The following is a 13,639-nucleotide window of genomic DNA, read 5'->3' as shown; positions in this document are numbered from 1 at the left end:
CCGGAGATGTAAGCGCAGTAATGCGTTCAGTTGACCGGTACTAATCGCCCGATAGGCTTGATTTGATCCAGTAACAGAAAGACAAATCAAAACCAGAAGCATACACCGACCTTGACTAAGGATAGCCTCGCAGCGCCAAGCCGCGATGTTGATTGAAAACACAACCGTGCGGCAACGCGCCTTTATCTGCGATAAAGACGCTGCCTGCCGCATAGTCGCTTTCTTGCACAGCAAGAAAGTCGACCGAGGGCTTTTCCTCGGTTTGGTGGTCATAGCGCAAGTGAAACACCCGGTCCCATCCCGAACCCGGAAGTTAAGCACTGCCGCGCCAATGGTACTTGGGCTTAAGCCCCGGGAGAGTAGGTCACCGCCAAACCTAGCAAAAGCCCACAGTCTCTCTAATACGATGAAACAAATCTGACTCTGACGCGGGATGGAGCAGCCCGGTAGCTCGTCAGGCTCATAACCTGAAGGTCGCAGGTTCAAATCCTGCTCCCGCAACCAAAACTTTAGGGTCAGATAACAACAGCTTACACGCCGCCTCCGGGCGGTGTTTCTATTTGTGCCTTCACAACTGGAAGCACTGTGGAAGCAGACGGGGCGAATTCACCCTGTGGTGAACGCGCAACAGAGGCTATTCGCACAAATCCCCTAAAAGTCGCGCTTAGCCCTGATCAAACGTTGCCACGAGAACCAGATGCTGCAAGTGCATTCGGCAACTCAGAGCCCACTCTGACCGATGCTGCGCGATGCCACAATTGCAGCGATGCGCTGAAAGCTGACTTTTCAATTATTAGCGGGCGGCCCAGAACCGACCTGAAGCGCCTGGGCCCATACCTGCGGTCGCAGCGTGTTTCCAAGACGTTCGCTGCAACCCGAAAAATTCGCCTATACACACAGGAAAGGAAAACGAATACGTGGCTCGCCAGATAGATATCGACCTAAAGTTGGATTGGATTGCGCAAGATCCTCAGCTTACAAAATTGTAAACTTCGCCGCATCTTCCAGCAAAGCGCGGCTCCCATGTTGTTCTCATCGGGAGGCAATAAAGCCTTCAAGCAACAAACGATGGAGAGAAAACATGGACAAGAAAAACGCAGCGCTCGGCGCATTGGCAGGCCTGGTTCTTACAGGAGTTGTCGTCGGCTCGGTTTCGGCACAAAGCGCCGCAGAGGCGACGGGACTCACTTTGCAGCAGGCCATCGAAATCGCGCTTCAGGAAGTGTCCGGTGAGGTCCAAGAAGCGGAACTCGAAAACGAAAACGGGATGAAGATCTATGAGGTCGAAATCCTGGATGCAAGCGGTCAAGAGTTCGAAGTCGAGATTGCCGCCGAAACCGGTGCAGTGATTGAGGTTGAGGCTGAAGGTGAAGACGACGATGACGACAACGATGAAGATGAGACATAGGTCGCGGCCAAGCTGCGAATGATTGGCCAATTCGGAGGTCGCTCACTAGAGTGGCCTCCGAATGCGTGACGGTAAGGGTTCACATGCGAATTTTGTTTCTGGAAGACGATAGCCAACTTGGGTCTTGGGTCACTAACGGCCTGCGCGAAGAAGGTCATGTCATCGACCATTTCGAGGATGGCAAAGACGCTTTGATGGCGGCTATGGCTCAGGAGTACGATCTTCTAATTCTGGACCGCATGGTCCCGGGTCTCGATGGGTTGGCGGTTCTGAAATCCTTGCGTGCGTCGAAGAATAGCACCCCCGCTCTTTTTCTAACGGCTTTGGGTGAGGTCGACGCCCGAGTCGAAGGCTTTGATGCTGGCGGCGATGATTATCTTACGAAACCTTTCGCCTTTGCCGAACTCTCTGCCCGCGTAGGCGCTTTGGGCCGCCGCCGCGAAGGCATGGAGGCGAGACAGTCGGAAGCCACGGTCTTGCGCCATGGAGATCTAAGCCTCGATCTTCTGGCGCGAACCTGCAAACGCCAGGATCAACAGATTGAGCTATTGGCCAAGGAGTTCAAACTTCTGGAATACATGATGCGCAGACCGGGACGATTGGTGACACGTACGATGCTGCTGGAACAGGTCTGGGATATGAGTTTTGACCCCACCACAAGTGTCGTGGAGACCCATATCAGCCGGCTACGCACCAAAATTGACAAGCCGTTTGATACACCGCTGATCCGAACCCGGCGTGGGGAAGGCTATGTCTTTGGCCGGTAATCTGACCTGGCTTCGCCGCTCCTCGACCTTGCGGTTGGCGTTGATATTGTCAGCCATCTTCGCGCTTTGCATGGCTACCGCTGCCTACATCACGATTACGGTAGGCTCAGATGTATTCGAACGTCGTATCGATACCACGCTGGATGCGCTGGCCAAGGCCTCGGCCCTTGAGGGTGCGCGCGGGGACCGGTTTGGCGTCATCTTGCGTCACCCAGACGATCTCGAAGACCTGCCAATTGCTTTTCAGCGTGTGGTTGCGCGCGGCGGGGGGACGGTGGAGCTGTCCGATGATTTTCGGGAATCCGAAGCTTGGCGCGTTCTTGTAGATACTGACAGTCAAGGCACGCCGGTCATGGCGGCTGTTCCGTTTGATGACGCGGAGGATGCGTTTGAACTCTTAGGTGGTGTTCTATGGACCACGATGTTGACAATGATTGTTCTGACATTGGTGGTTGGGTTTGCCACCGGTATCGTCGCCCAGCGACGTCTCAAGCGGATCAACAGCACGCTTTCGGCGTTGGCCTCTGGCGACCTCAGCGCGCGCACGGAGATCACGCGGAACAAGGATGACCTCGACGACATGGCACGTCAGGTGGATTTAACTGCCGCCGAGTTGGAGCGGCTGGTCGCCCAGACCCGCCATCTCAGCGCGAATTTGGCGCATGACCTGCGCACCCCACTGGCCCGCCTGCGGTCTCGACTTGAAAGCTTGCCTGAAGGAGAGGAACGCGGTGCAGCCCTGGAAGAAGCAGAGCGTTTGTCCGGCATTTTCGATACGATCATGCGGGTCGCTCGGATTGAGGCCGCCCAAGGCACAGACGGATTCGAAAAGGTTGATCTGACGGACTTGATGGCCGACATGTCGATGACATTTGGCCCAGTGATTGAGGACGCAGGCAAAGTGCTGCAATTTGATGCAAGTGACGCTGCAACGGTTTTCGCAGATCGTCAGATGCTTGTTCAGGCAGTTGCAAACCTCATACAGAATGCGATGCGCTATGGAGGAGATCAGATCAATCTGGCAGCACGTGGTCGCACCATCAGTGTCGCCGACAACGGTCCCGGTGTGGCGCAAGAGAAATATGCCGAGATCATCAAGCCCATGGTCCGTCTTGACGCAACACGGCAGAGCGACGGTACGGGTTTAGGCCTAGCCCTCGTTCGTGCGGTAGCAGATCGCCATGGTGCAGATCTTATCTTGTCGCAAACCGATCCCCACGGGCTGACGGTGACGCTGAAGTTTGCAAATTTGTAAGTTTTGACCCAAGCGCACGTAAAGCCCGAACCACATATCAGTTTCATCAACACAACAAATGAAACTGGAGATTAGGACATGAAAACTTATCTGAACAAGGTGACCTCTGCTGCTGCTGGTGTCGGCCTCTTTCTTGTGGCCTGTGTCGTAGCGAGCCTTGGCCTGTCCTTTATGGTCATCTTGGCGATGTTTGCACTGGCCATTGTAGGCCTAGGAGTCTTGGCTACTCCGCTTTTGGCGTTGCTTCAATTCTCAGAGCGCAAGGAAGTCGAGGCGGTTGTCAAGTAAACCGACTGCCTGCGGATGCGCCTACTTGGTAGTACAAAGCATCGCTCGCTGTTCATTGGGGCCTTCAGGTTGGGCATGTCTGCTTCGGGCTGCCACCCGTCACCGATGAAAGATGAAGGAAACAGCAACTTCGAGCATCGTTGTCCGACGTCGTAAGCGGCACGAAATAGCCGCATCGCCGCCCAAATTTTCAACTTTCTAAGCAAGCATTGATGCCAGGTTTTCAAGCGCCTTCTTGTAGCTACATCCAAAAGCGCCCTTTAACCGCACGTCCAAGTTTTTGTAGCATCACTTTATGCGCCTATCGAAAGCAGGTGTTCTTGCGACAATTCTGAACGCAATCATTGACGAACCCACGCTGTGATTTCGTCCCTCATAAATTCTACAAAGGCCTTCACGCGAGGATTTCGATACGCTGACGGCAAATGGACACTTTGGATTGGAAACGTTTGGGTACGGATTGCGGCGAACAACTTGAGAAATCGTCCGGTTTAGACGCATATCAGTGTCGTTTTGATCGGCCGTTTGTCAAAACTTGCTAAGTGTTTCCAGTATCAATTTCCGCGTAGCGTTGTCGTTGTTGAATATCCTGTAAGCGAGAAACTCAGACGGAAACTCGGGCCACGTTTTTCGCATTTCAGCAATGAGCCGTTGTGCTTCTTCCGTGTTTCCCAACTCATCTTGCGCAACGGCTTGGAATAAGAGCGAAGGAGCACTGACTGGCGCTCCGGCAGCTGGCGCCCCCTGAAAGGCTTCGACAACACTCTCGTAATTCCCGAGCATGAGTTGCGACACGCCCCAGATGTTTCTCGCACCGAACCTACCGGATCCTGATCTGGGTCTCTCCGGGTTGCTGACTTCGGCAGCAAGTTCCGGGGCATTGGCAACTATGGCTGTGATACCAACAAGATCGAGAATATGGCCGTCCTTCGGCCCCAATTCGACGGACATTCGGGCGTATTTTAAAGCCTCGTTTGGCTGGTTATAGACAGCCAACACCCAACCATTTGCGCCATTTGCCCACGCATCAGCAGGGGACAATTCAAGGGCCTGTTCAGATAAACCCGAAGCTTGAGTTAAGAGATCTTCTCTTTGCGCTTCATCAGGGGACAGCATGGCCAGAGTCGCCAAAACCTGTGCCGATCCCGCATAGCCATCGGAGAGTGCTGGGTCGAGCTCGGCTGCATGCTCGAACATTCCCAGTGCGATTTGCTGGCGCTTAACGTCAAAAACGGGAAAAAACATGCCTCGTGCTTGATCCGCGAGGTTGGCCGCCTGAAGTCTTGTCAAAGATTGCTCACCAAGTGCTGCACGTTCAGCTTGTTCAATGGATTGAGCCGTTGGCGGTACTTCTGTGTTTTTCTGGCTCGTCCAGATGCCAAGCACAACGACTACTGCGAGGACCCCCAATCCAACTGGCAGCAGTCGCAGCGAACGCCGACGCCCGCCGGGCTCATCGCCGTTCCATGCATTTGATACGCCGTCTTCAATTGTAGGCTCGTATGAAAACCGCGGCTTGTATCCGCCAGGATCAACAAAAATGCGAACCCCTTCGCCGTCCCATTGATCCCCGTAAAATTCGCGCAATAGCCGACGCAGCCGCCTGGCTTCGACGCGAACGAGGTTTTGGCCGCCACTGCCATCAATGCGTCGCCCATAGACCTCTACAGCAATAGCTTTGCCTCGGATCTGGGGACCACGACCCGCGATAGCTTCCTCGACTACGTATGTAAGAAATTGTTGGAGGCGGGGTGAAGCTTGAAAATCGGCGCTCGATACAACCCGCTCGAGAGCTTCCCGGACAAGATCCGGCGATGGCTGCTCAACATGTTGATCTATCGGCAATTCATTAGCTTTGTTCAAGGCAAACTCACCCCCAACTCACGGTGACTCACTTGGCGTGCACGGTCAACCACACTCATCTCGATGTGAGAATAGATAGTGGGAGCCGGGATTTTTCCAGTGGCGGTGGACCTGACAGAAGAGATTTCAGAACTGTCCGATGCGCTGTCAGGGCGTATCGAAACGGATGCGTTGCTCAAAGAGGTCGTCGAAGACCTGAAGAAAGCTTCCGAGTTGCTGGATGATGTATCGATCACAGCCTCGGAGCGCGCGGAGTGGGCCCACATTAAATCTGAACTCGTGAACGAACTTCGCCGGATGGTGAAGCGCGATCCTCGCAACATTTCCAATTGAGGGCATGGCCATGACAAAAGAAGACAACGGCAAAGATCTTAAAAACGAACCGAACCAGCAATCTGACGACATCGAAAACCCTTCCCGGCGACACGTGATGCAGGGGCTGGCAGCAGGTGCGGTCGCAACCGGTGCCGTCAGCTACGGTACAGGAGCGGCACAGGCGCACCCCGGAGATGGACCACTAGGCGAAAGCCTAAAGAACCCTTACGGCGGCAGACCTGCGGGCGGTATCACGCTGCCGGAGTACTTCCGCCCCACAAAATACATGACTGGTTCGAACGCGAACTACTTCCCGCTGTCCGAAGAGCTCGGCCCCGACGAAATGCGGATATCGTTTTGTGGTTCCACCCCGTTTCCGCCCCGCGAAGATCAGGCTGGCACCTGTATTATGGTCGAGTTGGGTAACGGAAAGAGGTTCTTCTTCGACTTCGGATCCGGTTGTGTCCGCAACATTATCGGGATGCAGGTTCCGGGTCAGTTGATCAACGACATCTTCATTACGCACCTGCATGTCGATCATTATGCCGACATCCCTTACATCTACCCGTTCCGGGCTTGGTCTGGTGGATACACACCGCTTCGCATTCACGGTCCATCAGGTCGGACACCCGAGCTTGGCACGGCCGGAATGGTTAAAGGCATGCAGCAAATGCTCAAATGGCATCTGGAGGCCTTTGATGTATTCCCGATTGGGGACGGCTATGAGATTGAAGTCAACGAATTCGATTTCCGCCAGGAAGGCGGCATCGTTTATGACGAAGATGGCGTGACTGTTCGGTCCTGGCCTCGTAGCCACGCCAAGGACGGAGCTGTGGGGTATCGGCTGGATTGGAATGGCCTGAGCTTTGTTTGGACCGGCGATGGCCGCCCCGATGAGCTGAGTCTTGAATACGGAAAAGGCGTGGATGTGTTTGTGACCGAAATGTCCGGACAGGATATCGGTCAGTTGATGACCTACAAATACGGTTTGCCGCAAGAGCTGTTCAACTACACAATCGATACGCATCATACATCGCACTATGCGGTCGGTAAGATGATGGCTGAGGCGCGCCCACGGCTTGCAATGGTAACCCACTATACGCAAGACGAGGATATCGATGCTGAGATGTTGGCGGGAATCCGAGCGCACTATGATGGGTTGTTCGCCTGGGGTTTGGATGTCGCCGTCGTCAACGTCACAAAGGATGCAATCTGGTATCGGAAGGCGACTCTTCCCGGAAAGTCTGGATCTGTCGCCCCCTTCCGCGAATTGGGCAAGATGGAAGCAGAAGGCAAGATCACGTTGCCGGATGAAATCAAGCCGCCAGCACCGCGGTCATCACGTGCCGAACAGCAAGATCAGAAGTACCGAGACATGGAGATCGATCCCAAAGAATACTACCCAGCTGATGTATTCCGGGCTCCTGATCCAGAATGGCCCAGCGATTTCGTCATCAAGGTCGATGACGTCATCCCGAACCGAAAGAAGAAGGCGGAGTAACGACATGATCGAATTTGGGTCGTCATCCGCAATCCCCGTAACGATCCTTACCGGCTTTCTAGGAGCCGGTAAGACAACGCTTCTAAACCGCATCCTCACCGGCAATCACGGATTGCGAGTGGCAGTCCTGGTGAATGACTTTGGATCCATCAACGTCGATGCCGACTTGGTGGTCGGCCTCGAAGATGATGTGATGAGTCTGGCAAACGGCTGCGTGTGCTGCTCAATCCGTGATGATTTGATAGAAACGGTAGAAGCTGTTCTCGCCCGGCCTGAAAAACCAGAATACATCGTCCTTGAAGCAAGTGGAGTGTCGGACCCATCGTCAATCGCGATGACATTCACGGATCAGAAGTTTCGAGACATGATCCGCTTGGACAGCCTTATGTGTCTCGTCGATGCGGAACAGCTCTTTTCTGCGCCGGAACAAATGGAACTGAAGCTCCGTCAAATCGCGTTCTCGGACATGGTTATTTTGAACAAGGTTGATCTTGTTGACAGAGCTACAGTTCAGAAGGTGCACGATTGGCTTGGCTCTCGCTTCCGTCGTTATCGTTTGGTCGAAGCTGTCAATGCAAACGTCCCTCTGGACATACTTCTTTCAGTCGGCCGCTTTGCCTCAAAACAACTAGAAACAGAAGTACCTGACCATCATGAACATGGCCCCGGCTGCGGCTGTCACCACGCTAATCATTCAGACAGCTTTTCGACAACCATGATGAAAGCGGAACGCCCGATAAGCCTGTCCTCTCTCCGCAGCGCTATTCGGACGCTTCCCGGTGATGTCTATCGTCTCAAGGGTTTTGTCTTCAGTGAGGAGGATCCGGATCATCGTATACTTGTCCAGGTCGTCGGTAAACGCATGGACATCGCGCGGGATGAAGTGTGGGGTGAGCGCAAACCCGAAACCAGGCTTGTTGCAATTGGTGCACCAGGAGCCCTTTCAGAGCACACTCTTTCAGATACGCTACTTGAGGCTGTATAGTGGCCCAATCGGCCGAACCTGGTCTTGTGCGTCTTTAGTAAGCTCAGATGCTTCGGTTCCTGGCCCAATGAATTCAGTGGAGTATCTGATATGCTAATCGTTCTGGCGCTGTATTTTGGCCTGGCATGGTTGGTGTTTTCAAAACTCCGCCTGCTGCCTTGGAACGCGGTTTCAAAGACCTTCATCTATGGCGGTGGTGTCGTGATTGCATTAGTGGTTATCGGCGCGCTAAACCACACGACACCAAGCGGTACGGTTTCGGTCCAAGGCGCGGTGATCAGCATTGCCCCAAATGTTGCAGGACCAGTGACAGAAGTCGCGGCAGAGCCCAATGAGCTGGTATCAAAGGGGGATGTTCTTTTCCGGATAGATGATACGGAATTCGCAGCCGAGGTCGCTCGACTTGAAGCGTCGCTGGCCTCCGCGCAATCTGAGGCGGATCAACTGGGTCACGACCTTGAGGCGGCTGAGGCTGACATTGCCTCACTGTCCGCGCAACTGGATTTTGGCGTGGCGCGTCGCGATGACATTATCCGTCTCACCGAACGGGGAGCGTCCACTGAGTTCCAGCTTCAAGAAGCCGTTTCAACGATAGAGCAACTTGAGGCGGGCTTGCGCGCCGCAAACGCGCGGAAGGCGGGTCTTGAAAGGCGTATTGCCGCCCAAGTGGATGGGGTCGATGTTGGCGTTGCCGAGGTAGAGAATTTGCTGATCCAAGCGCGTTGGGCGTTGGAGCAAACAGTTGTACGAGCACCTGCAGATGGCATGGTTACAGGCCTGACCCTGCGCCCGGGGAACCGGGTTTCGACTCTGCAAGGGGCAATCAATTTTGTTGTACCGGGCGACAGGGTTCTGGTTGCGACACTTCCTTTGAGTAGCCTGCAAAACATATCCGTTGGCGACACTATTCGCGTTGCCCTGCGTAGTATGCCTGGAGCGGAGTTTGATACCACGATTTCGGACATACCACCCGCTACCAGCGAAGGGGCGTTGGATGCCAGAAGTGGGCTTCCGTCACTGCGTGAGTTGATTGGCGCGGCGGACTTCATCGTTGTTGCAGAAATTCCGGAAGATCAGAGTGCAAGGGTGACCAAACTGGGTGCATCTGGTACGGGCTTGGTTATCACCGAGGAAGCAGGTGCAATTTCGGTGTTGGCAGAAATTTTATTCTGGGTCACCAAGAAACTGAATTACCTTTGATTTAACTGAATTGCGCAAGGAACGACCTATGTCGCTACCTGCAAAATCATACTTTTGCTTTGAGCTTCACTAAATGAGACGTTCGCACCTCGCGACACCTATCAAATCAGGTGGGGTCATGATCCTGAGCACCCATCTCTTGCCGGGGCCGCGTGGCTGCTTGTGGTAGCGCATGTCTTCGCTCGCGTCCTTCTTGTGGTCCAATTTGGACAACAGCTCTTTGGACATCGCGATCAAATCTCCGCGTCATCAATAAATTAAATGTAGTGGCGGAGACGAAGGGATTCGAACCCTCGAGACGGTTTCCCGCCTACTCCCTTAGCAGGGGAGCGCCTTCGACCACTCGGCCACGTCTCCGACGACGGGTATATCCGTGCAAGCAACGGAAGTACAAGGCCATTTCTTCTAGGACTGGAATTTTTTACAGGTCCGCGCGAAACTATTGAAATAGCGCGAAATAGCGCTGTTTGACTACGGGCACCGACCCGTTCAACCTGCGCAGTACAGTTAACGATTATGATGAAACCACAGCAGAATCGAAGCTTTCGAGCGTAGCTGTTCCATGTAGACCAATTCAAATACTTTAGATCACAAGGCGATCGCAGTATGCGGTCAGAATAGCCAAGTTGTCCTAGGCGTTGCCGTAGCAAAATCTCATATGAGCCTGACGAGGTGAGGACGTTATGCGATTGATCCAGTGGATCAATTGTAGTCTGAACGGGCTGTTTGGATTTTCTGACGCTGGTTGAGGGAGGGCGCAACCAGCGTTGCCGAACACAATTAAAATGTCAGTTATTAGGTGCAAACCCGACATACACAACTTTTCACTGAACTTCTGTTATGCGGACATTGCGGCCCTTGACAGGAAGAGCCTAAATGTCGGCTAACCGCGGTCTCTCTAGGCTGGGCGTATTCCATTCAATGGCGGACATCTGCTTTTCTTACCTTTCTCGATTTTGCAGATGACAAAGCTCCGTCGCTGCTGGTATCTGGATAAAGGCGTGCGCATCACAAATTGGAGAACCGTCAATGAACTGCGCAGGTTGGCTCATTGGCTGAGAATGGGCACTGGCACCCCAAGACTTATCCGGTCACGCAATTGCTCATTCGGAGTTGAGAATGTCAGGTTTCGCACAGACAACCCCATCGGTTCTTGGAAACGCGAACGCACCTTGGGTGTTGGACGGTAGAGCGGTCGCCGAAAACCTCGGCGTGAACCCTGAGACGGGATTGAATCCGGACGAGGTGGCCAAGCGGCTTTCAACACACGGTACAAACCGCTTGGAAGAGACTGCAACAGTTCCGCCATGGAAGATGCTCCTGCGGCAATTCGCAAGCCCGCTGCTGATCATCCTGATAGCAGGTGCTCTTGTCTCGGCCTATACGGGGCATTGGGTTGATGCGATTGCGATATTCGCGATCGCCGTCTTTAACGCCTTCATCTCCTTCTGGCAGGAATATAAGGCCGAGCAGTCCTTGGCAGCCCTGCGGGAGATGTCTGCACCGCAGGCCTTCGTGCGCCGCGGCGGCGAGATCGTCGAGGTACCGGCGGCGGATCTCGTGCCGGGCGATATTCTGCGAGTAAAAGCCGGTGACATTCTGGCCGCCGACATTCGCTTTGTCACCGCCAGCCGGATGCAGGTCGACGAAGCCGCGTTGACGGGAGAATCCGAACCGGTCGACAAACATGCCGATCCGATCGAGGACGAAGACGTCGTTTTGGCCGACCGTCTGAATATGGGCTTCATGAGCACGCAGGTCACTGGCGGCGCTGGTGAAGGCATTGTCGTGGGCACCGGAATGGAAACCGAGGTCGGTCACATCGCTGCCCTCATGTCCTCTGCGAAAGAGCCAAAAACCCCGCTGCAACTCAAGATCGAGGGCCTTTCCAAGGTGCTGATCATGGCGGCCCTGATCGTGGTCGCCATCGTAATCGGCATTGGCGTGGTCAATGGAATGGATGCGGCTGAGATGCTGAACACGGCAATCTCGCTGTCGGTCGCGGCGATCCCGGAGGGCCTGCCGACAGTAGTCACCATCGTTCTGACGCTGGGATCACAAAACATGGTTGCCAGCAACGCCTTGGCGCGACGGCTTTCCTCTGTAGAAACGCTCGGCGCGACCTCGGTGATCTGTTCAGACAAGACCGGCACGCTCACGCAGAACCAAATGCAGGTGATGCAATGCTGGGCGGGTGGCAAGGACTGGGAAGTGACCGGCGAGGGGTTCGATCCGCATGGCGAGTTCCGTTCCGAAGACGGCAGCGTGGCCGAGATCGAGGCCGAAACGGATCTTCGGCAGATGCTGGCCGTCTCCGCCTATTGCAACGATGCGCGTTTGGTCGAGGCTGACGGGCGCCCGGCGATCCAGGGCAACCCGACTGAGGGCGCTCTGGTCGTGGCCGCGGCCAAGGTCGGGATTTCCCGCGAGAAGTTGACAGAAGCGCGGGTCGAGGCGCTTCGGCAATTCCCCTTCGATTCAACGCGCAAGATGATGTCTGTCTTCGCTCGATTGCCGGATGGGCGCACTGTACTCGGCGCAAAGGGGGCGCCTGATGTGATCCTGTCAAGGGCGAGCCATGTCCGCATGGCCGGGGAAACGCTTGAGATCTCCCCGGCTTTGCGGGAAGAGATCGAGGCGGTGATCGACAGTTTCGGCGAGAAGGCGCTCCGGACCCTCGCCGTGGCTTATCGGGAGGTGGCAGAAGAGGATCTGGATCATGCCGATCCCGAGCAGCGGATCGTACTGCTTGGCATTCACGGCATCATGGACCCGCCGCGCAGCGAAGTACCCATCGCCGTTTCGGAGGCAACCGGGGCCGGCATCCGAACGGTGATGATCACCGGCGACCACGCCGTGACCGCCCAAGCGATTGCGGAACAGATCGGCATTCGCACCAGCGACGCGCAGACGGTTCATACCGGGGTCGAGCTCGACCAGATGAGCGATCAGGATTTGAAAGAGATGGTGCAGCACGCGGCCGTCTTTGCCCGGGTGACCCCGGAGCACAAGCTGCGCATCGTCAATGCCATGCAGGAGAATGGCGAGGTGGCGGCAATGACCGGGGATGGCGTCAACGACGCGCCCGCTCTGCGAGCGGCGGATATTGGTGTCGCCATGGGCATCACCGGCACGCAGGTCGCCAAGGACAGCGCTGCCCTCGTGCTGCTCGATGACAATTTCTCCACCATCGTGACGGCAGTCCGCGAAGGCCGGCGCATCTTCGACAATCTTTTGAAATTCATTCGTCAGGCGCTCACCGCCAACGTGGCCGAGGTCTCAACGATCCTGTTCGCCTTCCTACTGATGGGGGCAGACCCGCTCCTGCCGATCACACCGCTGATGATCCTCTGGGTGAATCTTGTATCGGATGGGCTACCGGCTCTGACACTCGGCTTCGAGAAAGCGGAACCCGACCTGATGCAGCGCCCACCGCGCCCGCGCGACGATAATCTGTTCGGCGGCGGAATGAAGGAGCGGATCCTGATCCGGGGAACGCTGCTCGGCCTGCTGACCTTTTATGTCTTCCAGGAGTTTCTCGAACGAGGCGCCTCCTTGGAACACGCCCAGACAGCAGCGTTCATGACACTGATCTTTGCCCAGATCTGGCATATTTTCGACGCCCGAACGACCTCCACGCTCTACCGCAAGTCGCCGCTCGGCAACCGCACCTTGCTTGGAGCGGTGAGCATTTCCATATTGCTGTCTCTTCTCGCCATTTATACCGGCGCTGGACATTTCGTGCTTGGAACAGTTTCCCTGCCTCTGTCGCATTTGCTCGGAGTGTTCTTCATCGCCGCACTGCCCACGCTTCTGTTGTCTGCGCTGAAGGAAATGTTCGGACTGAAATGGCTCTGACGCTACCTTTGCTTAGAACGGCACTGAAGGTGCTAGAATGGACATCCTGAAGCACCCATTCGTTGTCAACTTCTTGGCAGAGGGTCTGCATTGTGCCTGGCCAGCATTCCGCCCACAAGGATGTCAGAGGAAGTTAAATTTTATGGCCTGATAACCCATACGCACGATCTAGTGACGCGCAGCGCGCAGTGTCGACCCC

10 protein-coding genes, 2 tRNA genes and 1 rRNA gene are annotated in these 13,639 nt (G+C 55.1%); 11 read left to right on the top strand and 2 right to left on the bottom strand.

Features of this window, described 5'->3' with window-relative positions; all coding sequences use genetic code 11:
* Nucleotides 1-261: 261 nt before the first annotated feature.
* The 6 genes from rrf to ACR0I8_RS15735 all read left to right on the top strand — a co-directional run bounded on the left by rrf (nt 262) and on the right by ACR0I8_RS15735 (nt 3,718).
* Nucleotides 262-376 (top strand): 5S ribosomal RNA (gene rrf, locus ACR0I8_RS15760).
* A 51-nt stretch (nt 377-427) separates the two neighbouring features.
* A tRNA-Met gene (locus ACR0I8_RS15755) sits at nt 428-504 on the top strand.
* A 577-nt stretch (nt 505-1,081) separates the two neighbouring features.
* The gene (locus ACR0I8_RS15750; RefSeq protein ID WP_170691679.1) at nt 1,082-1,408 is read left to right on the top strand and encodes a PepSY domain-containing protein; all 327 of its coding nucleotides are present in this window, start codon (nt 1,082-1,084) and stop codon (nt 1,406-1,408) included.
* An 83-nt stretch (nt 1,409-1,491) separates the two neighbouring features.
* Entirely contained in the window at nt 1,492-2,175 is a 684-nt protein-coding gene (locus ACR0I8_RS15745; protein WP_170691677.1) for a response regulator transcription factor, read from the top strand.
* A complete protein-coding gene (locus tag ACR0I8_RS15740) occupies nt 2,159-3,430 on the top strand; it encodes a sensor histidine kinase (RefSeq protein ID WP_170691675.1) in 1,272 nt (423 codons plus the stop codon). Before ACR0I8_RS15745 ends, ACR0I8_RS15740 begins: the two co-directional genes overlap by 17 nt.
* 78 nt (nt 3,431-3,508) lie before the next feature.
* The gene (locus tag ACR0I8_RS15735; RefSeq protein ID WP_170379232.1) at nt 3,509-3,718 is read left to right on the top strand and encodes a hypothetical protein; all 210 of its coding nucleotides are present in this window, start codon (nt 3,509-3,511) and stop codon (nt 3,716-3,718) included.
* A 528-nt stretch (nt 3,719-4,246) separates the two neighbouring features.
* Here ACR0I8_RS15735 and ACR0I8_RS15730 read toward each other — a convergent pair.
* Nucleotides 4,247-5,581 (bottom strand): tetratricopeptide repeat protein, encoded by a 1,335-nt coding sequence (locus ACR0I8_RS15730; protein ID WP_170691673.1) that lies wholly within the window; start codon nt 5,579-5,581, stop codon nt 4,247-4,249.
* A 99-nt stretch (nt 5,582-5,680) separates the two neighbouring features.
* Between ACR0I8_RS15730 and ACR0I8_RS15725 the strand changes: the two genes are divergently transcribed.
* From ACR0I8_RS15725 to ACR0I8_RS15710, 4 genes are all read left to right on the top strand, one after another.
* On the top strand, nt 5,681-5,914 hold the full coding sequence (locus ACR0I8_RS15725; protein ID WP_170691671.1) for a hypothetical protein: 234 nt from the start codon (nt 5,681-5,683) through the stop codon (nt 5,912-5,914).
* A gap of 10 nt (nt 5,915-5,924) precedes the next feature.
* Nucleotides 5,925-7,397 carry a guanitoxin biosynthesis MBL fold metallo-hydrolase GntH gene (gntH, locus tag ACR0I8_RS15720; RefSeq protein ID WP_170379227.1) on the top strand — a complete coding sequence of 491 codons (1,473 nt, stop codon included), beginning with the start codon at nt 5,925-5,927 and terminating at the stop codon, nt 7,395-7,397.
* A gap of 4 nt (nt 7,398-7,401) precedes the next feature.
* Entirely contained in the window at nt 7,402-8,382 is a 981-nt protein-coding gene (locus tag ACR0I8_RS15715) for a CobW family GTP-binding protein (protein ID WP_170691669.1), read from the top strand.
* A 90-nt stretch (nt 8,383-8,472) separates the two neighbouring features.
* Nucleotides 8,473-9,582 (top strand): HlyD family secretion protein, encoded by a 1,110-nt coding sequence (locus tag ACR0I8_RS15710; RefSeq protein ID WP_170691667.1) that lies wholly within the window; start codon nt 8,473-8,475, stop codon nt 9,580-9,582.
* Between the two features lie 267 nt (nt 9,583-9,849).
* Here ACR0I8_RS15710 and ACR0I8_RS15705 read toward each other — a convergent pair.
* A tRNA-Ser gene (locus ACR0I8_RS15705) sits at nt 9,850-9,939 on the bottom strand.
* 762 nt (nt 9,940-10,701) lie between these two features.
* Here ACR0I8_RS15705 and ACR0I8_RS15700 point away from each other — a divergent pair.
* On the top strand, nt 10,702-13,440 hold the full coding sequence (locus tag ACR0I8_RS15700; RefSeq protein ID WP_170691665.1) for a cation-translocating P-type ATPase: 2,739 nt from the start codon (nt 10,702-10,704) through the stop codon (nt 13,438-13,440).
* Nucleotides 13,441-13,639: the final 199 nt, after the last annotated feature.

It is taken from the genome of Ruegeria sp. BG9 (assembly GCF_056538305.1).
Note: the sequence above shows the minus strand (reverse complement) of the source record. Positions and strands in the feature narration are given on the sequence as shown.

Excerpts from the sequence above, each read along its gene's own strand:
- gntH (WP_170379227.1), top strand. The coding sequence starts at position 5,925 with ATGACAAAAGAAGACAACGGCAAAGATCTTAAAAACGAACCGAACCAG.
- ACR0I8_RS15740 (WP_170691675.1), top strand. The coding sequence starts at position 2,159 with ATGTCTTTGGCCGGTAATCTGACCTGGCTTCGCCGCTCCTCGACCTTG.
- ACR0I8_RS15750 (WP_170691679.1), top strand. The coding sequence starts at position 1,082 with ATGGACAAGAAAAACGCAGCGCTCGGCGCATTGGCAGGCCTGGTTCTT.
- ACR0I8_RS15735 (WP_170379232.1), top strand. The coding sequence starts at position 3,509 with ATGAAAACTTATCTGAACAAGGTGACCTCTGCTGCTGCTGGTGTCGGC.
- ACR0I8_RS15745 (WP_170691677.1), top strand. The coding sequence starts at position 1,492 with ATGCGAATTTTGTTTCTGGAAGACGATAGCCAACTTGGGTCTTGGGTC.
- ACR0I8_RS15710 (WP_170691667.1), top strand. The coding sequence starts at position 8,473 with ATGCTAATCGTTCTGGCGCTGTATTTTGGCCTGGCATGGTTGGTGTTT.
- ACR0I8_RS15700 (WP_170691665.1), top strand. The coding sequence starts at position 10,702 with ATGTCAGGTTTCGCACAGACAACCCCATCGGTTCTTGGAAACGCGAAC.
- ACR0I8_RS15715 (WP_170691669.1), top strand. The coding sequence starts at position 7,402 with ATGATCGAATTTGGGTCGTCATCCGCAATCCCCGTAACGATCCTTACC.